A 19,371-nucleotide genomic window follows, 5' to 3' on the forward strand; every position below is an offset into this window, starting at 1 on the left:
TGTGTATGTCGTGTGTCGGTCGATCGGGTCTAAAGCCCGCTGGTTCGGGACCGGCGAGTGTCGCGCGGTCCGCGAGGGGTCGCGCGTGGCCGCCAGCCGTCGAGACCGGCGATGTCGACGGTCCGGGCGCTGCGGAGGGGCGACGGGATTCGCCGCCGCGTCGGCGTCGACCGCGCTACCGGTCGTCGCCGCCGCGACGGGTCCACCCGTCGCTAGAAGGAGCGCATCCGCATCCCGGACCGCCGGAGTTCGGTCACGCCCGTCGATTCGGGCGGTCAGGTCTAAAAAGCGTCGCCGGAAGTCAGCTCACAGCAGGCCGCGGACGACCCGCGCCGCCTCGGCCGCGGTGGGCGCGAGGACGTAGACGATCGGCTCGACGCCGACCGCGCCGGTCTGGTACAGCACGAGCGTCTCGGCGTCCTCGTCCGTCGAGCGGTCGGCGGCCGCGACCGCGTCGGCGACCGCCTCGCGGGTCGGTCGCTCGGCGTCGAACTCGACGGTCGGGTGGGCGGCGCCGAGGGTCTCGACCGTTTCGGGTTCGTACCGGAGGTTGACCGCGCCCCGGACGTCCGCGCCCGCCTCGCGCGCCGCGAGCAGCACCGTCGCGACGTGTTCGCTCACGCCGAACTCCGGCTCGCCGGGGACCATCGCCCGGCCCTTCACGTCGACGAGCCGACCCGGGACCGCGGCGACGTCGTCGACGGTGGCCGCGTCCGCGAGAGACTCCGCGACGTTCGCGCCGACGTTCGGGATGAGTCCGGCGAAGCCCGAGGCGTTCGTCAGGGTGCGGAGCCCCCGACGGACAGAGGTGAGGACGCGCTCGCGCTCGCGGAGGCCGCTGTCGGGGTCGTGGACCGAGAACTCCACGTCGGCGTCGGCGAGCGCGGGCATCGCGTCCTCGTGGAGGTCGGCGAGGAGGTCGCCCTCCTCCAGCTGGCGGATCAACACCTCGATCTCGACGAGCGCGGCCACCGGGGTGAGGTCGCCGCTCGCCAGCCCCTCGCCGACGCGCTCGACGAGCTCGCGCACGCGCTCGTCCGCGACGATCCGGTCGTGTCTGGCCACGTCGCCGGCGGCGTACTTCGAGACCGCCGACTGCGAGATGCCGAGCGCGTCGGCGACCTCCAGCTGGGTGAACCCCCGCTCCCTGAGGTCCTCCGCGAGCATCGAGCGGACGGTCGGGAGGAACTCGTCGACGACGACCTCCTCGATGAACCTCATCGGTCTTCACCCCCCGAACGTCCCGCACTCCCGCCGCCGCTCTCGCCCGCGAACTCGGGGTCGTCGCCGATCCGGGACGCCTGCGGCCCGTCCTGCCCCTGGTACTTGGAGCCGCGCTCGGCCCCGTACGGGCGCTCGGCGGGACGTTTCAGCTCCGTGAAGGTGAGCTGCGAGACGCGCATGCCCGGCGAGAGCGCCACCGGGGCGGTCCCGAGGTTCGAGAGTTCGAGGGTGATCTGCCCCTCGTAGCCCGGGTCGCACAGGCCCGCGGTCGCGTGGACGACGATGGCGAGCCGGCCGAGCGAGGAGCGCCCCTCGACGTGCGCGACCAGGTCGTCCGGGATCGAGACGCGCTCGACGGTCGTCCCGAGGACGAAGTCCCCGGGGTGGAGGATGAACTCGTCGCCCTCGGGGACGGTCGTCTCCGTGACGTACTCGCTCACCTCGCCCGCGTCGGTCGGGTGGATACAGGGGATGTTGGTGCGCTGGAACTCCAGGAACCGCTCGCCGAGCCGCAGGTCGACGCTCGCGGGCTGGACCTGCTGGTCGACGTCGTCGAGCGGCTCGATCGCGAGGTCGCCCTCGGCGAGCCGGTCGAGGATGTCGGCGTCCGACAGGATCATACCGAGAGGGGGAGCGCCGGGGGGTTAAAAACTCCCGAATCCGCGGTCGCCGGCGTTCCGACGCCCGTCCCCAGCGCGTTCCCGAGGCGGGGTCATACCGCCGCGAGCAACAGCGCGATCGCGGCGAAGAACGTCGCCACGCCCGCCGCGGCGCCGCGACCCAGGTCGTGTTTGGCCTCCAGCCCGCCGACGACAACGACCCACTGGATCGCGATCCCGACCGCGGACGCGACCAGCAGCGGTCCCGTCGCGCCCGTGATCGCGGCGACGAGGTCCGTCGTGAGCGCCTCGAACGACGACCCCGCGGGCTCCGCGTTCGAGAGCGTGTACCAGATCGCGACGATCCCGGCCCCGAGCCGGAGCAGCTCCGCGCCGAGTGCCCAGCCGGCGATCACGAAAGAGTCGCCGGCGGAGCCGGAGCCGCCGGCGACGAGCGCCCCGACGTGGAGCGTGACCGCGAACAGCACCCACCAGAGCGGCACGCCCAGCAGGCCGTAGTGGATGTAGCCGCCTGCGGCGTCGCGCAGCTCCTCCCCCGCGTCGACCTCTATTTGTTTCGGCTCGTCGCACTGGTCGGCGAGCACGGAATCGGAGTCGTCCCCGAACGTCTCGCACGTCGACTCCGGGGGCCGATCGGGGTTGTCGACGGTGATCTGCTGGTCGACGGTCGCGTCGAAGACCGCTCCGAGCGCGAGGATCCCGACGGTGGTACCGATCGTGACGACGACCAGCATCGCGACCGCGACGGCCCCGGCTCGAGGGGAGCCGAAGGCGTCGCGAACGCGGTCGAGGACGCTACCGGGCAGACTCGCGAGCGCGGCGAGCGGGGAGGGCATGACCGGACGATCTCGGCCGACGGACAAGTGTTTTTTCGCTCGCGGGTTCCGGACGGGAACCGGCGTTCCGGCCGGGCGGCGTCATTCCCGTTCGAGTTCGGTCTCCGGATCGGCGTCCCGGTCGCTCGCGTCGGCGTCTCGGTCGCCGCGGTCCCGCTCGCCGCCGCCCTCCGCGGTCTCGGCCTCGCTTGCGGCGGCCTTCCGGGCGCGGTCGGCGGCCAGTTCGCGGTCGATGTCGTCCTCGACGTACCCCATCGACTCGACGGTGACGACGTTGCCGCCGCCGGGGTCGACGACCATCACCTCCTCGCCCTCGTCGATCTCGCCGTCTATCGACCGGGCGGAGTAGTGGGGATTGAAGCCGCCGCCGGCGAGTTTCACCTCGCCGCCGGTGGGTGTCACCCGCTCCGTGACGGTCCCCGTCTTCCCCTTCAGCGAGTCGCTGTCGGTGGTCTGTTGTTGCCCTTTCCCGCCGTAGAGGTCGAACTCGTGGTAGCCGTAGAAGGCGGCGGCGCCGAACACGAGCGTCAGCACCGCCATGAAAAGCGTGAGGAGGGCGCCGGCGACGCCGAACGCGGTCAGGAGTAGCCCGCCGAGTCCCGCGCCGATGAGCGCGATGCCGACGACGATGAAGTTCGCCCCCGGCGCGAGCGCCTCGGCCATCGAGAGCAACAGCCCCGCTGTCAGGAGCAAAAGCGGGAGTGTGTCCGGAGAGACGAGGCCGGACTGTACGAGCGCGTCCATATCCTGTCCTACGGCCGCGGCCTGATAAGTGATGGTGCGCGCGGCCGCGGCGTCCCTTGAGTCGTCGACGCTCGCCGGCGTGGATCGCCCCGGTCGGCGGTGCCCGCGTTCAGAACCCGACCAGCAGCACGCCGACGGTGAGCGCCACCCCGAGGACGACGAACGCCGCGTGTTCGAGTTCGACGTCGCCCGGCTCTATCGGCTCGTCCATCGGCGTGGCGGTGTCTTCGGTGACACCGTCCGGGCCGACGTCGTCGACCGAGAAGCGCCACTCGCTCTCGTCGTCCGCGGTCTCGTCGCCGGCGTCGTTGGCCCGACTCCTCTCGCCGGAGACCGAGGCGTCGTCGCCGGGGGGCGCGGTCTCGTCGCCGGCGTCGGCGCTCGAACTCCCGTTGCGGGCACCGTCGCCGGATTCGTCGCTCATGGACGCCCGTACACGGTTCCGCGATAAATGGCTGGCGGGCGCGGTCGCCGTCCGGCGGGTGCGGTCCCCGGCCGACGGGGAGGGTCTACCGCTTCCGGGCGGCGGCGATCACGTCGCCGGCGTACACGACGCCGCGCTCGCCGTCGACGGTCACCGTGGTCCCGTCCGCGACCGAGTCGGGTAGCCGGGCGCCGGAGACCATCGGGACGCCGAGTTCGCGGGCGACTACGGCGGGGTAGCCGGTCATCCCCTCGCGGGCGTCGATGACCCCGGCGATCCGGTCGAGGTCGCCGGAGAACTCCTCGTCGAAGTCGGGACCGAGAACCACGACGGAGCCGTCCGGCAGCGCGTCGATGTCGCCGTCCTCGGTCCGATGGACCGGCGCGGAGGCGTGGCCGGCGACGACCGCCTTGCCGGTCACGAGCGTCTCGGCGGCGACGTGGACCTTCAGGGTGTTCGTCGTGTTCGTCCCCTCGAACTCGGTGAGCATGCCGGAGAGGACGACGAGGGTGTCCCCCGACTCGGCCCCGCCGCGGTCGAGCGCGGCGTCGACCGCGTTGTCGAGGATCCCCTCCATGTCGTCCGCGTACTCGGTCAACACGGGGCGAACGCCCCACGAGAGCGCGAGCTGGCGGCGGACGCGGTCGTTCGGCGTCGTCGCGACGACCGGGACGCCCGGGCGGAACATGGCGGTCTTGCGCGCGGTGAAGCCGGACTCGGAGACCGCGACCACCGTCGAGGCGCCGATGTCGCGCGCGAGGTAGCGCGCCGAGCGCGCCAGCGCCTCGGTGCGCGACCCCTCGTCCGCGGTCGGGACGCGCTGTTCGCGCGTCTCCGCGTACTCGTCGCTGGACTCGACCTGGCGGACGATCCGGTCCATCGTCTCGACGACGTTGACGGGGTCCTCGCCGATGGCGGTCTCGCCCGAGAGCATCACCGCGTCGGTGCCGTCGAGGACGGCGTTGGCCACGTCGGAGGCCTCCGCGCGGGTCGGCCGCCGCGAGGAGACCATCGAGTCGAGCATCTCCGTCGCGGTGATGACTGGGACGCCCTCGTTGACGCAGGTCCGGATGATCCGCTTTTGGATCACCGGCACGTCCTCCAGCGGGCACTCGACGCCGAGGTCGCCGCGGGCGACCATCACGCCGTCGGCGGCGTCGACGATCTCCTCGAGGTTCTCCACCGCGCCGGCGCGTTCGATCTTCGCGACGATCGGGATGTCGTCGCTGCCGCGGGCCTCCAGCTCGTCGGCGATCTGGTAGACGTCGTCGGCGTCGCGCACGAAGGAGGCGGCCACGAAGTCCGCGTCGGTCCGGGCCGCGAGGTCGAGTTCGGCCTCGTCCTCGGGGGTGATCAGGTCGACGTCGATGGCGACGCCCGGGAGGTTGACGCCCTTCCGCGAGCTGAGCTTCCCGCCGGAGAGGACGGTCGCGACCACGGACTCGCCGTCGACGCGCTCGACGCGGCACTCGATCCGGCCGTCGTCGAGCAGGATCGTGTCGCCCGGTCCGGCGGCCGCGATGGAGTGGGTGAGACCGACGCGCTCGGGAGTGGCGTCGTCGCCCTCGACGAAGGTCACCTCGGACCCGGTCGCGAGCGAGATCGGTTCCGCCAGCTCGGCGGTCCGGACCTCAGGTCCCTTCAGGTCGACCATCACCGCGAGCGCGTCGTCGATCTCGTCGTCGACGGCGCGGGCGCGCTCGATCACGGTCTCTCGGTGGTCGGTCGTTCCGTGGCTGGCGTTGAGTCGGACGACGGACATCCCGGCGTCCGCGAGGCCGCGGATCGTGTCCCGGTCGTCCGAGGCGGGACCGATCGTACAGACGATCTTGGCGTTTCGCATATCGGCGGCTTCGGCGCATGGCCGGAAAAAGGCATCCGGTTGCGTCGCTCCCGAGTCAACGTTCGTGATGGTTGACTGAACGGTCGCGCCGCGGGTTCCGGATCCGGTGTGCGACGACTGTTTATAAACAGACGAAGCGGTCGGCGCGTGTCTCCGAGTGGCCGCCGAAGGCGGCCGCGAGTAGTGAGAGACCGACGGTCTCTCTGACAGCCGGCGGCTTTGCCGCCGGCGAGAGCACGCGCGAGGGAGTCAGTCGCCCGAAGCGGAGCGAGGGCGACTGACGAGGCTGGGGAGGCGTGAGGTGCGGTCGCGGTGCTGTGCTGGGCGGGACTCAAAGGGGCAGCCGTGAGGCGGGCGCAGGCGATGTAAGGACCACAGGGAGCGAGCGAGTGAAACGAGCGACCGACCGAGGACCGCAACGAGCGTGCGCCCGCCTCACGGCTGGGGCTTTGGAGGCGTTCCCTATCGGTCTACAGTCGACCACGTATAACCGAGCGGCTGGGGCTTTGGAGGACTCCGTCGTCGGGGCGTCAGCGGGAAGCGATGTACGAGCGACTGCGGCTTCGCCCGTTAGGGAATTCGTTTATCAGTCGTCGGCGGGCGCGGGCGCGCCGCCGGCCGACAGCGACACCTCGGGCGCGTCCACCTCCAGCTCGTCGAGGGCGGACTGCGCGGCGCGCTTGCCGGAGACCAACATCGCGCCGAACGTCGGTCCCATCCGCGGGAGACCGTGGGCGGTCGCGACCGCCATCCCGGACGCGATCAGGCCGTCGTGGACGATGCCCGTGTGTTCGACGACGGCGTCCTCGCTCTCGCCGACCCACATCGAGTCGTGGCCGGGCGAGTCGTGGCCGGGGGCGCCGTACTCCCCGTCGCCGGTCTGGTCCATCCCGGTGTTGTGCTCCTTCGCGTGCTCGATGCCGGGCGCCGAGAGGACGCCGCGCTCGTCGAGCTTGCTGATCGCGACCGCGTCGTGGCCGGTCGCGTCGATCACGAGGTCGGACTCGACCGCGATGGGGTCGACGCAGGTGATCTCGCGCGGGAGCGCGTGGACCGGCGTCCAGTTCATCACGATCCCTCCGACACGGTGGTCCTCGCGGACGACCAGGTCGGTGAACTCCGTCATGTTCTGGACGCGCGCGCCGGCGTCGCAGGCGGCCTTGATCAGCCCGGAGCAGGCCTCGGGACCGGGGGCGGTGTAGAGCCCGTCGACGTCCTCGACCGGATCGTAGTCCACGTCGAGGTCGTCGAGGATCTCCTGGGCGGGGTCTCGGACCGTCACGGTGTTCATCAGGAACCCGCCGAGCCAGAAGCCGCCGCCGAGGTAGTTGTTCTTCTCGACGATCATCACCTTCACGCCGCGCTCGGCCAGCTCCTTCGCGGCCATCAGGCCGGAGGGACCGCCGCCGAGGATGATCACTTCCGAGTCGGTGAACTCGAGGAATCCGTCGGTCCACTCGGTGCCGATAGCTCTCGTTACGTCGGTCTCGCTCACGTCCGCGAAGCCGTTGAATCCGTTCATACAACTTAGTAGTATTACTTGGTTGTGAAATGTGTTGCGGTCGATACGCGGCTGTGTTTATAAGGCGTGACTGTGAGACGGCGGCGAACACCTCCAAAGCCCCAGTCGCGAGGGCACCGTACGCTCGCTGCGCGCTTCAGTCGCTCACTCCGTTCGCTCCTTCCAGTGCTTGCGTCGCCTACGGCGCCCTCGCGACTGCCCCTTTGAGTCCCACCCGCACAGCACCGCGCCTCACGCCTCCCCAGCCTCGCCGCTCGCTCGGGGCTCCCTTCGGTCGCCCACCTCGCTCGCGGCGTCCCTCGCGCGTGCGACTCGCGGCCTTCGGCCGCTCGTCGGCACGCGCCACCGCCTCCGTCACCCGCGTTCCGTCGTCGCCGCGGGCGTTTCCGACCGCCGCAACTCGCAGCCTTTTTACCTGCGCTGCCGGTAGAAGTGGCTACTATGGCTGAGGACAAGGCTCGAAGCACCGGCAGCGCGGGCCGATTCGGCGCCCGCTACGGCCGAGTCGCCCGCAAGCGGGTTCAGGACATCGAAGCGGAGATGCGCAACGCGACCGTCGACGGCGACGACGTCACGCGCAAGGGTACCGGCATCTGGGTCAACGAGGAGACCGGCGAGACGTTCACGGGCGGCGCGTACCGCCCCGAGACGCCCGGCGGTCGCACCGTCCGCCGCTCCATCCGCGCCGCGCTCGCCGACGAGGAATAGGTCATGAGCTACAAGTGCTCCCGCTGTAAGCGCGACGTCACCCTCGACGAGTACGGCGGCGTGCGCTGCCCGTACTGCGGCCACCGCGTCCTCCTGAAGGAGCGCGGCGGCGACATCAAGGAAGTCGACGTCGAGTAACGCCGTCTCTCCCCTCCACCGGACCGTGACGGCGACGCGCGCACACGAGACGGTCCTTTCCTTCACCTACTCCACCGAGCGACGCGCCCGCGTCGTGGCCGCCGCCCTCGGTCCCGAGGTCGGCGAGATCGACGACGCCCGTTCGACCGCGACCGTCGACCGCGAGGGCGACGCGGTCCGGGTCCGCGTGCTCGCCGACGACCTCGTGGCCCTCCGCGCCGGCGTCAACAGCTGGTCGCGCCTGGTCGGCGTCGCCGAGCGCGTCGGTGCGGGAGGCGAATAATCCCACCGCGACACCGCCGATAACACCCGTCTCCGGGGCTGTCCCGCCCGGACCGCTCGTCGTCGGAGAAGTCGGGGGTTTTTCCGTCCGGGCCGCCTCGTTCCGCCCATGCAAGGGAACATGCCGCCCGAGGCACAGGAGAAGATAGAGGAACTGCAGGAGCTTCAGGAGACCGCACAGCAGGTCGCCGAGCAGCGGGAGCAGGCCCAGAGCGCGCTCAACGAGTCGAAGACCGCCCTCGACGCCCTCGAAGACGTCGACGAGGACGCGGGCATGTACCGAGAGATCGGCGAGGTCCTCGTCGAGACGGACTACGAGTCCGCCTACGACGACCTCGAGAACAAGGTCGAGTCGCTCGAAGTCCGCGCCGAGCAGCTCGAAAAGCAGGAGGAGCGCGTCGAAGAGCAGTTCGACGAGCTCCAGAGCGAGCTCCAGCAGATGCTCCAGGGCGGCGCGGGCGGCGGCGGCCCGATGGGACCGGGCGGCCCGGGCGCCGGCGGCGCGTAAGGCCGTGACCGACGACGGAGCCGACGGTTCCGAGGCGGCCGCGGCGGACGCGGAGCCGAGCGACGACGAGGTCGTTCGCACCGCGGCCGAGGCGGCCGAGGGGATCGTGTTCAAACACTACGACCAGTCGACGGTCACGGACCTGGACGTCACCGTCACGTTCGAGGAGGGCGTCCTCGACGTCGACGTCTACCTCAACGCGCCCGAGGACGCCGATCCGGACCGGGAGGCGGTCGCGCAGGAGGCGGTCGAGACCGCGGGCGAGGCCGTCGACGAGCTGTTCGCGGAGTAGCCGCTCGCCGCTTTTTGCTCACCGTCGCTTTCCCAACCGCGACCCGTAGGTGTGCGGTTCGCGTGCGTTAGCGACGCGCCTACGCCGACTCGCAGATCGCGACGAAGTTCTCGAAGACCTCCTCGCCGCGCTCCGTGTGCGCGACCTCCGGGTGCCACTGGACGCCGTACAGCCCTGCGTCCGGGTCGGCCATCGCCTCGATGCCGCAGACGTCGGAGGTGGCGGTGTGGGCGAACCCGTCCGGGAGTTCGGTCACCTCGTCGGCGTGGGAGGCCCAGACGCGCGTCTCCGGCGCGAGCGAGCCGACGAGCGGGTCCTCGTCGTCGACGATCTCGACGTCGACGTCGGCGTAGCCGCCGTAGTCGCCCTCGCCGACCGCGCCGTCGAGTTCGCTGGCGATCAGCTGCATTCCGAGGCAGATCCCGAGCACGGGGACGTCGCCGTCGAGGTAGTCCGGCGCGTTGCCGACGCGGTCCATGTCCGGGCCGCCCGAGAGGACGATCCCGTCCGCCTCGACCTCGTCGGCCGGCGTCTCCGCCGAGATTATCTCGGTGTCGACGCCGAGGTCGCGGAGCGCCCGCCGTTCGAGGTGCGTGAACTGGCCGTGGAGGTCGATGACGACGATCCGGGTCATGGCCCCGATTGACGGTTCCCGCACAAAAGCGCCTCGGAACGGCTGACAGTATCGTGGTGGTTTCGACCGCTGAAATCGTCCAGTAGTACACGAACGCGGATCGATCAGAGGTCGAGCGGGCCGCGCTTCGTGAACTCCCGGAGCAGCACGGTCGCGTACGAACCGCTCGGGAGCGCGAACCCGAACCGGGGGTCCCCGTCCGCGAACGAGACGTCGAGGTCAGTACGGAGGAGAATCGCCCGCCGGGTGCCGCGGGAGTCGAACTCGCCGGGGAGCGCGAAGTCGCCCGGCTCGACCCCGACGTCGGCGAGGACCTCGCGCTCGATCTCTCCGGGTTCGCCGTCGCCGAGTTCCGTCTCGGTGCCGACGAGCGGCGCGGTGACGAACGCCCGCCCCCGCTCGCAGTGCCGCGAGACCACCTCGACCCGGTCGGCGTCGACCCGCTGGAGCCGGTCAGTGTCGGGCGCGTACAGCTCTCCGGGCGCGTCGCCGTCGGCGAAACAGACCGCGTCGCCGGCGACGGGGCGGTCGAACGGAAGTCCCCGTCGCAGCCGCTCGCTGACGATCCGGTTGAAGCAGAACGACTGCGCGGCGTTGACGAACAGCCGCTGGAGGTTGGAGGGGACGGCCTCCAGCGCGTGCCACCAGTCGTCGTGGTCCGCCGGCGCGTCGGGGTCGACGTCGCGGTCCGCGAGCCGGTGGACCATCGAGCGCTCGAACCGGAGCTTGCCGGGGATCGCGTTCAGGCAGGCGGCCCAGTCGCCGTCGCCCGTGCCGTCGGCGGCGGAGCGCTCCGCCCCTCCGGCCGCGTCCGAGTCGGCGACGCCGTCCGCGACCGCGTCGTCCACCCCGAACGCGGCGTCGACGCGGTCGCGCGCGGCTCTGGTGTCGTCCGGCTCCGTCTCCGACGGATTGCCGGCGTACAGCCGGACCGCCTCGCGGGGGTCGTTCCGGGCGATCGCGAGTCCGACGACGTGCGTGACCGGTCGCCGGCTGCCGAACCGCTGCTGGCCGAAGTAGTTCGGGACGCCGACGGTCGCGTCGATCGGGAACTCCCGATCGGCGGCGTCGGCCCCCGGCCCCTCTCCGTCGGCGCCCTCCGCCCCGCCCGCGAACCGCCGGAGGTCACGAACCGCGGCGGCGACGCGCTCGGGGGCATCGTCGACCGCGTCCGCGACCCGGATCTCGAAGGCGTTGCCGGCGAGGTCGCCGAACGAGAGGCTCCGCCCCGCCCGGCCGAGCGCCTCGATCTCGGCGCCGCGGATCTCGGGGAGGTCGGCGGCGTCGACGCCGCGCACCGTGAACAGCTGCGTGGTCACGGCGCGCTTGTCCTTCGTCCCCGCCCACGAGACGCGCTCGCGGCTGACGCCGAGCGCGTCCGAGAGCCGGCGCGCGAAGTCGTTCGTGTCCCAGTCCCGGAGCGTCGCCCGGATCACCAGCTCGGGGTAGCTTCCGGTGTCGGCGTCGAGCGGCTCTGCGTCGAACGCCTCCAGCTCCCGGACCCGGAAGTCCTCGGGCGACTCGCGGAGCCGGCCGCCGATCCCGTCGGCGTCGCTGACGTAGTGCTCGATGCCGACCGCGCGCTCGGTCGGATGCGCCTCGCGGAGGGTGTCGGGCGCGGCCATCAGTACAGCGAGAGGTCGCCGGTCACGCGGTCGACGGTGTCGTCGCGGGCGGGCCCCACGGCGAGCGCGGTGACCGTCCCCGGCTCCAGCTGGGTGTGGCCGGCGTCGCGGACGATCGCGTACGGGATCCCCTCCTTGTCGGCCTTGTCGGCCAGCTCGAACAGCTGGCTCTCGGAGTCGCCCTTGAGGACGACCTTCTTCTGTCCCTCGCCCTGCCACTTCTTCCGCGCTCGCTTGCCCGCGTCCTGGTACGCCGACAGCGACGCGTGCGCGACCTGCGCGGCGAGCTTCCCCTCGCCCATCCCGATGTCCGTCCGGGCGACGATGGCCTGTTTCATGTCTCGTCTCACCGCGGCCGCGGGTTTAGCGCTTTGCTCTCGGCGGCCGTGCCGGCGGCTTGCGGGCACGAAGCGGCGAAAAAGGACTCTCGAGAGCGCGGCGACCGCGCCACGGTCGATCAGTCGTCCGCGGGCGCCGTGCCGGTCCGAGTGGCCGGGCCGAGACCGGGCGCCATGTCGGCGACCGTGCGCTCGTTGTCGACGACCCACCGCAGCAGGAGGAACGCGAAGAGGTACTTCGCGACGATGTCCATCCCGCTGTAGGCCCACGAGGTGACTGCGGGCGACTGGATCAGCGCGAGCCCCTCGGCGCCGAGTCCCCAGACGATCGGGTAGCCCAGCCAGAGGACGACGGTGAGGATCTTCAGCGTGTCGAAGATCTCCGCGGTGCCGGCGAGCTCGGCGTCCCGCGACCACTCGGCGAGCAGGATGTAGAGGACGACGACGAAGAACGCGCAGCTGATCCCGTACCAGACCCAGCGCAGCAGGTACGAGGACGTGGTCATCGCGGCCGCGAGACCGGTGACGCACATCCCCACGTCGGCCGCGACGGCCGTGAACAGCTTACTCAGGTTCGTTCCGGCGAGCAGGCCGAGCGCGATCAGGATCATCGGCGTCGAGAACGCCCACGTGAGGTACCGCCCCCACGGGGTGAACACGCCGCCCTCCGGCCCGGCGCCCATCCCCGCGAGCGCGTGTCCGGACGGCATCTCGAGGAACCCGACCGTGATACCGGAGACGAGCCCGGTGTAGCTGGATATCGATACCAGCGGCACCATCATCGCGGCGACGAATATCAACTGCGCGCGCGGGTCCTCCACCTTCCGCCCCATATAGACGAACAGGAGGATCGAAAAGCCCGCGAGCGCGATGTTCACCCACAGCGACGCGCTGAGGAGGGTGTTGTCCTGAATGAACTGATATATCTCGGTTTGGGTCATTTCGAGCGGGACTGTGCCGCTTGCGAGCAAGTCAGCCGCTGCTGTTTCGATCATGCGACGGCCGGAGATACGAGACGAGTTTAGTAAACAAACCAACCTGACTGGTATGGGTTTTCTGACAGTCTTCGATCTCGAAACGAATTATTCGAAATATTTTGATTCTACAAAACAGAGGTAAACGAACAGTTCTCAAAACCACCGATCAGCGCCCGACCAGCGGCAGCCGATCGAACGGTCCGCCGGCCACGTCCGCCTCGATCGCGGCCGCGCAGTGCTCGCCGGAGAGCAGGCACATCGGCACGCCGATCCCGGGGTTGCTGCTTCCGCCGACGTAGTAGAGCCGGTCGGTCCCTCGGACGCGCGGTCCGGGGCGGAGCGGCCCGGTCTGTCGCACCGTGTGCGCGAGACCGAGCGCGGTCCCGCCGGGCTGGTCGAACCGCTCCGCGAACTCGGAGACGCACGCCGACTCCTCGGCGACGATCCGGCCGCGGAGGTCGACGCCGGTCCGCGACGCCACCGCGTCGAGGACGCGGTCCCGGAGCGCCGTCCGCCGCTCCGGCGTGTCGTCGAGGCCCGGCGCGAGCGGCACGAGCGTCACCACCGCCTCGTGGCCGTCGGGCGCGACCGACGGGTCGGTCCGCGACGGGACGTTCACGTACACGACCGGCTCCGTCTCGTCGGTCGGCCACGCGGGGTCGTCGAATATCGCCTCGAAGTGCGGGTCCCAGTCCGTCGGGAGCGCGAGCGTGTGGTGTTCCAACTGCGTCAGTTCTCCCTCGACGCCGAGGTACAGCAGGTGCGCGGAGGGACCGTACGTCCGCCGGTCCCAGTAGTCGCCGAACCGCGGCACCGTCCCCTCGGGGAGCAGTTCGCGCTCGACGTGCGCCGGCGGCGCGTTACAGACGACCCGGTCGTGGACGTACCGGTCGCCGCCCAGTTCGACGCCGACGCCGTCGTCGAGCGGCTCCAGTCCGGTCACCGCGACGTCCGTGTAAACATCGGCGCCGGCGTCGCGCGCGATCGTCTCGACCGCCTCGACGACCTCGTACATCCCGCCCATCGGGTAGTAGACGCCCAGCCCGTAGTCGACGTGGCTCATCAGCTGGTACAGCGCCGGCGTGTTGTGCGGCGACCCGCCGAGGAAGACGAGCGTGTACTCCAGCAGCTGTCTGAGCTTCGGGTGGTCGACGTACGATCCGACGCGCTCGTCGAGGCTGGACAGGAGATCCAGCTCTCGCCCGCCGGCGAGGACGTCGAGCGAGAGGTAGTCGCGGAACCGGGACCGCCCGGGGAGGACGAACCGGTTCATCCCGGCGTCGTACGCCCGCTCCGCGTCGTCGAGGTACTCGCGGAACGCCTGGCCCGCGCCCGCCTCGTACGACTCGAACAGGTCGGCGGCGGCCGTCGGGTCGGCGGGCACGTCGGCTCGGTCGCCGTCGTCCCAGAACACGCGGTAGTGCGGGTCGAGCCGGGTCAGCTCGTAGAACTCCTCGGGAGACCGGTCGAAGTCCCCGAAGAACCGCTCGAACAGGTCCGGCAGCAGGTACCACGACGGCCCGGTGTCGAACCGGAACCCGTCGACGTCGAGCCGACCGGCCACGCCGCCGACGCGCTCGGCGCGCTCGTACACCGTCACCTCCGCGCCGGCGGCCGCGAGGTACGCGGCCGCCGAGAGTCCGCCGATTCCGGCCCCGACTACCCCCACCGACTGCTCGCGGAGCGCGTCGTCGCTCATGGGCACGGTACGGACTTGTGCCGTGTGAGTCGTCGCCAACTCTCGACGGGGCTTTATGCGTTCGCCCGCCGGGCCGCCCCGAGGCGTACTCGTTCGGCTCGCTTTTTTTCCGACTTCGGCCGCACGATCGAGGTATGAGACGGCGGTCGCGGTCGTCCGACTCCAGCCCCGCCGAGCGTCTCGGAACCGGACCGGCAGGACCCTCCGGCTCCGACGGCGCCGCCGGCGCAGACGCGTCCCGAAACGGTTCGGAGGCGCCACGGAGCGGGAAGGCGTGCGACGACGCCGGGGTCCGCGTCGAAGTCGTCGTCCGCGAGCCGACGCCCGCCCCGGTCGCGGAGGCGCTGCCGCCGGGAGCGGTCGCCGAGGACGTCGACCGCGTTCGCGTCGACGACGCGGTCGTCTCGCAGTTCCGCGCCGACCGCACGGTCGACGCGGAGCTGGTCTTCGACGGCGGCGACGAACTCGTCTACCGCTGTCGGAGCCGGCAGGGGGGTCCGTTCCCCGTCGACGCCGTCGAGTCGCTCGGCTACCCCGTGTCCACGGTCACGGTCCGGACGGCGCCCGATCGCGTCCGACTGGAGCTGTCGCTGCCCGCCGCCGACCCGCTCGGCGACGTGATCGACGCGCTGGAGGCGACCGGCGGGTCGGTGCGGCTCGAACGGCTCACCAGCTCCGGCGGCGCCGACACCCGGTCGGACCCGGTCGTCGTCGACCGGGGGCGGCTCACGGAGCGGCAGCGCGAGGTGATCCGGACCGCACAGCGGCTCGGCTACTTCGAACACCCCCGGGGGGCGAGCGCGACGGAGGTGGCCGACGCAATCGGCATCGCCCGCGCGACCTTCTCGGAACACCTCGCGGCGGCCCAGCGGCGCGTCTTCGAGGACCTCGTCGGCGGCTGACCCGTTCCCGCTCGCTGAGGGCGACCGCGATATTAAAACCGTTCAGGTCCTCAGATAGGGTATGTATCGCAGACGGTTCCTCCGAGAGGCCGGCGCCGTCGGGAGCGCGGCGGCGGCCGTCGGTCTCGCCGGGTGCGCGAGCGTCGGCGGCGAACCGGACCACGACGTCGGCATGCTCGCCACCGCGTACCGACCGCGGGAGATCACGGTCTCCGTCGGCGAGACCGTCGTCTGGGAGAACACGAGCGCGAGATCGCACACGGTCACCGCGACCGCGGGAGGGATCCCCTCGGAGGCGGAGTTCTTCGCCTCCGGCGGGTTCGACGACTACGAGTCCGCGCTGTCGGCGTGGCAGTCGGACTTCGGCGGACGGATGGAGAGCGGGGACCGCTTCGAGCACACGTTCTCCGTCCCCGGCGCGTACGAGTACGTCTGTATCCCCCACCGCGAGGGCGGGATGTTCGGCACCGTCGTCGTGGAGGAGTGAGCGTCCGTGACCCGGTCTAACGTCGTCGCCCGCGACGACGCTGCGCTCCGTCCCGCCCGACGAAACCCCTTCCGGCCTTCGCGCCGAACGGGAGGTAACTGACAGATGGCCCTCTCGCCGCTCCTCGGGACCGACGTGCTGCTGTTCGCCGCCATCGGGCTGCTCGGCGGCGCCCACTGTATCGGCATGTGCGGCCCGCTCGTCACCGTCTACGCGAGCCGGATGGACGCCGAGGGCGGTCGGACCGACGGCGGCGGGGCGGGCGCCGCGCCGCCCGCCAGCGCGCCGACCGGCCGCGAGGGGCACCTGACCACCTACGAAGTCCGCCAGCACGCGCTGTTCAACCTCGGACGCGCGGCGAGCTACGCGACGATCGGCACGGCCCTCGGCGCGCTCGGCGGCGCGGTCCTCGTCACGGCCGCGACCCTGACCGGCGCCGCGGAGGCCGTCCGCGGCGGGGTCGGACTGCTCGTCGGCGCGGCCGTCGTCCTCGTCGGGGTCCGGTACCTCCTCGGCGGCGCGACCGGCGGGGTCCACCTCCCCGGACTCGACCGCGTCACGGGGTGGCTCACGGGGTACGTCGACCGCCTCGCGAACGGGCCGGGGATCGTCGCGCTCGGCGCGGTCCACGGCCTGCTCCCCTGCCCGATCCTCTACCCGGCGTACCTGTACGCGTTCGCCAGCGGCTCCGCGGTCGCCGGCGGCGTCGCGCTCGGCGCCCTCGGGCTGGGGACGATCCCCGCCGTCTTCGCCTACGGGACGCTGATCGAGAGCGTCGACCCCGTCCACCGGCGCCGGGTCCACCGGCTGCTCGGCGTCGCGTTCGTCGCGCTCGGCTACGTGCTGTTCGCGCACGGGCTGATGTCGGTCGGAATCTCCGTGCCGCACCCGAGCCTCCCGTTCTGGAACCCGCTCGACGCCGGGATGATGGGGGCGATGTGAGATGAGCGAGGCGCCGCCTTCGGCCGGCTCCGGCGCGGCCGCGCGCGACGACCCCGCCGTCTGTACGCTCTGCGAGCTCCCGACCGAGGGCGTCGACGTGACCGACGACGACGGCAACCGGTTCTGCTGTACGGGCTGCCGCGACGTGTACGGCGCGCTCGGCGACGTCGACGTGGACGCCGACGCGGTCCGCGAGCGCCGACGGGCGAACGGGGATGGCGAGGGCGACGCCGACGCCCGCGGAGCGGACGCGACGACCGCCGCCGAGGCCGCCGACGCCGACCGCGACGTTCCGGACGGCCACGAGGCGACGTACCTGGAGGTCGACGGGATGCACTGCGCGACCTGCGAGGCGTTCATCGAGACGGTGGCGACCGACGCCGACGGCGTCAGCGCCGCGAGCGCGAGCTACGTCACCGACACGGTGCGGATCGACCGCGACCCCGACGCCGTCACGGTCGACGACCTCACGGAGACGGTGAGCGGGCTGGGGTACAGCGCGTACGCCCGCGACGACGCCTTCTCGCGCCGGCAGGCGCACAACTTGGCGACGGCGCGGCTCGCGGCGGGCGTCATCGTCGGGATGGCCGTCATGCTGCAGTACATCACCCTCATCTACCCGACGTACTTCGCGTTCCCGTTCTACGACCAGCTGACCCTCACGTACCTCAACGAGGCGATGGCCTCGACCTCCGGGACGTACTTCTTCATCGTCATCGGCGTCCTGACGACCATCGTCTTATTTTTCACCGGGAAGCCGATCCTGCGAGGCGCGTACGTCAGCGCGAGGACGCGCTCGCCGAACATGGACCTGCTCGTCGCTATCGCGGCGGTGAGCGCGTACCTCTACAGTACGCTCGCGGTGATCTTCGTCGAGTCGCCCTCCATCTACTACGACGTGACCGTCGCGATCATCGTCGTCGTCACGGTCGGCAACCACTACGAGGACTCGGTGAAAGACCGCGCGACGGAACTCCTCTCCGAGGTCACCGCGGTCCAGGTCGAGGACGCCCGCCGGCTGACCGCGGAGGGGGAGACGGAGTCGGTCGCCGTCGACGCGCTCGAACCGGGCGACCGGCTCCTCGTGCGCGCCGGCGAGCGGGTCCCGGTCGACGGCGAGGCGGTCGACGGCGACGCCGCGGTCGACGAGTCGGTCGTCACCGGCGAGTCGCTCCCGGTCCGGAAGGTCGCGGGCGACGCGGTCGTCGGCGGCTCCGTCGTGACCGACGGCTCGCTCACGGTCGCGGTCGGCCCGGACGCGACCTCCAGCCTCGACCGCGTGGCGGAGCTGGTGTACGACCTCCAGAGCGGGAACCACGGCGTCCAGAAGCTCGCTGACCGCCTCGCGACCGTGTTCGTCCCGGCGGTCCTCGTCATCGCGGCCGTCGCCGCCGGGGCGTCGCTCGCGCTCGGCTCCGCGCCGACCGACGCGATGCTCGTCGGCCTGACGGTGCTGATCGTCTCGTGTCCGTGCGCGCTGGGGCTGGCGACCCCGCTCGCGGTCGCCGCCGGGATCCGCGACGCCCTCGAACGCAACATCGTCGTGTTCGACGACACCGTCTTCGAGCGGATCCGCGAGGCCGACACGGTCGTCTTCGACAAGACCGGGACGCTCACGACCGGCGAGATGCGCCTGATCGACCGCGCGGTCGACGACGACCTGCTCCGGCTCGCGGCCGCGCTCGAATCCCGGTCCGCGCACCCGGTCGGGCAGGCGATCGCCGCGGCGCGCTCCGCGGCGGACGCGGTCGACGCCGGTCCCGGCGAGACGGGCGACGACGGCGCGACGCCGGCCGTCGCGGACGGCGGCGCGGAGGAGATCGACGCGCCGACCGACGGGGGCGACGGCCCCGCGGTCGAGTCCTTCGAGAGCCACGCCCGCGGCGTCTCCGGCGTCGTCGACGGCGTCGAGGTCGTCGTCGGCCACCCCGACCTGTTCGACGAGCGCGGCTGGGCCGTCCCCGACGGGGTCCGCGAGGCGGTCGCGGACGCGCGCGACGTGGGGCGCGTCCCGGTCGCGGTCGGCCGCGACGGCGCCGCCGAGGGGTACGTCGTCGTCGGCGACGAGCTTCGCGACGGGTGGGAGGAGACCGTGACCGCGCTCGACGACTCGGGCGTCGAGGTGATCGTCCTCACCGGCGACGACGAACGCGCCGCGGCGGTGTTCGCCGACCACGACGCGATATCGTCGGTGTTCGCCGGCGTCCCGCCGGAGGGGAAGGCCGAGGCGGTCGGGCGGCTGAAGGAACGCGGCGTCACCGTGATGGTGGGCGACGGGACGAACGACGCGCCGGCGCTGGCCGCGGCGGACCTCGGGGTCGCGCTCGGCGGGGGCACCGCGATGGCCGCCGACGCCGCCGACGCCGCCATCGTCGACGACGAGCTCGGCTCCGTGGCGACCGTCTTCGAGCTCGCCCGGGCGGCGGGCCGGCGCGTGAAGGGGAACATCGGCTGGGCGTTCTGCTACAACGCGGTCGCCATCCCGCTCGCGGCGACCGGCCTCCTCAACCCCCTCTTCGCCGCGGTCGCGATGGGCGCGTCGAGCCTGCTCGTGGTGACCAACTCCTCGCGGGCGCTGTTGGACGACTGACGCGGCCCGGCGGCGCTCGCCTCGCCCTCGGGCGTC

General features: G+C 71.6%; 21 protein-coding genes. 9 read left to right on the plus strand and 12 right to left on the minus strand.

Going from position 1 to position 19,371, the window contains the following annotated elements; genetic code table 11:
* Nucleotides 1-306: 306 nt before the first annotated feature.
* From J2744_RS08485 to J2744_RS08515, 7 genes are all read right to left on the minus strand, one after another.
* Entirely contained in the window at nucleotides 307-1,221 is a 915-nt protein-coding gene (locus J2744_RS08485; protein WP_209546686.1) for a thiamine-phosphate synthase family protein, read from the minus strand.
* Nucleotides 1,218-1,844, minus strand: a complete 627-nt coding sequence (gene dcd / locus J2744_RS08490) for a dCTP deaminase (protein ID WP_209546689.1) — start codon at nucleotides 1,842-1,844, stop codon at nucleotides 1,218-1,220. Before dcd ends, J2744_RS08485 begins: the two co-directional genes overlap by 4 nt.
* Before the next feature lie 92 nt (nucleotides 1,845-1,936).
* On the minus strand, nucleotides 1,937-2,680 hold the full coding sequence (locus J2744_RS08495) for a YIP1 family protein (RefSeq protein ID WP_209546692.1): 744 nt from the start codon (nucleotides 2,678-2,680) through the stop codon (nucleotides 1,937-1,939).
* An 81-nt stretch (nucleotides 2,681-2,761) separates the two neighbouring features.
* Entirely contained in the window at nucleotides 2,762-3,424 is a 663-nt protein-coding gene (locus tag J2744_RS08500; RefSeq protein WP_209546695.1) for an NfeD family protein, read from the minus strand.
* Between the two features lie 109 nt (nucleotides 3,425-3,533).
* Nucleotides 3,534-3,848 (minus strand): DUF7312 domain-containing protein, encoded by a 315-nt coding sequence (locus J2744_RS08505; protein WP_209546698.1) that lies wholly within the window; start codon nucleotides 3,846-3,848, stop codon nucleotides 3,534-3,536.
* An 85-nt stretch (nucleotides 3,849-3,933) separates the two neighbouring features.
* On the minus strand, nucleotides 3,934-5,691 hold the full coding sequence (gene pyk, locus J2744_RS08510) for a pyruvate kinase (protein WP_209546701.1): 1,758 nt from the start codon (nucleotides 5,689-5,691) through the stop codon (nucleotides 3,934-3,936).
* Nucleotides 5,692-6,277: 586 nt separating this feature from the next.
* Nucleotides 6,278-7,213: a thiazole biosynthesis protein gene (locus tag J2744_RS08515; protein WP_209546707.1), complete on the minus strand. Its 936-nt coding sequence runs from the start codon at nucleotides 7,211-7,213 to the stop codon at nucleotides 6,278-6,280.
* 441 nt (nucleotides 7,214-7,654) lie between these two features.
* On the opposite strand from J2744_RS08515, the gene J2744_RS08520 reads away from it, so the two are divergent.
* From J2744_RS08520 to J2744_RS08540, 5 genes are all read left to right on the plus strand, one after another.
* Nucleotides 7,655-7,921 (plus strand): eL43 family ribosomal protein, encoded by a 267-nt coding sequence (locus J2744_RS08520; protein WP_048078289.1) that lies wholly within the window; start codon nucleotides 7,655-7,657, stop codon nucleotides 7,919-7,921.
* A 3-nt stretch (nucleotides 7,922-7,924) separates the two neighbouring features.
* Nucleotides 7,925-8,059, plus strand: a complete 135-nt coding sequence (locus tag J2744_RS08525; RefSeq protein ID WP_007994536.1) for a DNA-directed RNA polymerase subunit P — start codon at nucleotides 7,925-7,927, stop codon at nucleotides 8,057-8,059.
* 25 nt (nucleotides 8,060-8,084) lie between these two features.
* On the plus strand, nucleotides 8,085-8,342 hold the full coding sequence (locus tag J2744_RS08530; protein WP_209546710.1) for a KEOPS complex subunit Pcc1: 258 nt from the start codon (nucleotides 8,085-8,087) through the stop codon (nucleotides 8,340-8,342).
* Between the two features lie 120 nt (nucleotides 8,343-8,462).
* Complete coding sequence (locus tag J2744_RS08535) at nucleotides 8,463-8,849, plus strand: prefoldin subunit beta (protein WP_209546895.1); 387 nt, start codon at nucleotides 8,463-8,465, stop codon at nucleotides 8,847-8,849.
* 4 nt (nucleotides 8,850-8,853) lie between these two features.
* Nucleotides 8,854-9,141 carry a DUF3194 domain-containing protein gene (locus J2744_RS08540; protein WP_209546713.1) on the plus strand — a complete coding sequence of 96 codons (288 nt, stop codon included), beginning with the start codon at nucleotides 8,854-8,856 and terminating at the stop codon, nucleotides 9,139-9,141.
* 79 nt (nucleotides 9,142-9,220) lie between these two features.
* Here J2744_RS08540 and J2744_RS08545 read toward each other — a convergent pair whose 3' ends face one another.
* The 5 genes from J2744_RS08545 to J2744_RS08565 form a co-directional block, all read right to left on the minus strand.
* Nucleotides 9,221-9,775: a GMP synthase subunit A gene (locus J2744_RS08545; RefSeq protein WP_209546715.1), complete on the minus strand. Its 555-nt coding sequence runs from the start codon at nucleotides 9,773-9,775 to the stop codon at nucleotides 9,221-9,223.
* A 104-nt stretch (nucleotides 9,776-9,879) separates the two neighbouring features.
* Nucleotides 9,880-11,400 (minus strand): tRNA pseudouridine(13) synthase TruD, encoded by a 1,521-nt coding sequence (gene truD / locus J2744_RS08550; RefSeq protein ID WP_209546718.1) that lies wholly within the window; start codon nucleotides 11,398-11,400, stop codon nucleotides 9,880-9,882.
* Nucleotides 11,400-11,738 (minus strand): peptidyl-tRNA hydrolase Pth2, encoded by a 339-nt coding sequence (pth2, locus tag J2744_RS08555; RefSeq protein ID WP_209546721.1) that lies wholly within the window; start codon nucleotides 11,736-11,738, stop codon nucleotides 11,400-11,402. The genes truD and pth2 overlap by 1 nt, the downstream gene beginning before the upstream one ends.
* Nucleotides 11,739-11,857: 119 nt before the next feature.
* Complete coding sequence (locus J2744_RS08560; protein ID WP_209546724.1) at nucleotides 11,858-12,679, minus strand: bacteriorhodopsin; 822 nt, start codon at nucleotides 12,677-12,679, stop codon at nucleotides 11,858-11,860.
* A gap of 202 nt (nucleotides 12,680-12,881) precedes the next feature.
* The gene (locus tag J2744_RS08565; RefSeq protein ID WP_209546727.1) at nucleotides 12,882-14,414 is read right to left on the minus strand and encodes a phytoene desaturase family protein; all 1,533 of its coding nucleotides are present in this window, start codon (nucleotides 14,412-14,414) and stop codon (nucleotides 12,882-12,884) included.
* A gap of 134 nt (nucleotides 14,415-14,548) precedes the next feature.
* Here J2744_RS08565 and J2744_RS08570 point away from each other — a divergent pair, with 134 nt between their 5' ends.
* From J2744_RS08570 to J2744_RS08585, 4 genes are all read left to right on the plus strand, one after another.
* A complete protein-coding gene (locus tag J2744_RS08570) occupies nucleotides 14,549-15,316 on the plus strand; it encodes a helix-turn-helix domain-containing protein (RefSeq protein WP_209546730.1) in 768 nt (255 codons plus the stop codon).
* A 61-nt stretch (nucleotides 15,317-15,377) separates the two neighbouring features.
* Entirely contained in the window at nucleotides 15,378-15,803 is a 426-nt protein-coding gene (locus J2744_RS08575) for a plastocyanin/azurin family copper-binding protein (protein ID WP_209546733.1), read from the plus strand.
* A gap of 105 nt (nucleotides 15,804-15,908) precedes the next feature.
* The gene (locus J2744_RS08580; protein WP_209546736.1) at nucleotides 15,909-16,745 is read left to right on the plus strand and encodes a sulfite exporter TauE/SafE family protein; all 837 of its coding nucleotides are present in this window, start codon (nucleotides 15,909-15,911) and stop codon (nucleotides 16,743-16,745) included.
* A gap of 1 nt (nucleotide 16,746) precedes the next feature.
* Entirely contained in the window at nucleotides 16,747-19,335 is a 2,589-nt protein-coding gene (locus J2744_RS08585; RefSeq protein WP_209546738.1) for a heavy metal translocating P-type ATPase, read from the plus strand.
* Nucleotides 19,336-19,371: the final 36 nt, after the last annotated feature.

This window comes from Halorubrum trapanicum (assembly GCF_017873555.1).
Lineage (GTDB): Archaea > Halobacteriota > Halobacteria > Halobacteriales > Haloferacaceae > Halorubrum > Halorubrum trapanicum.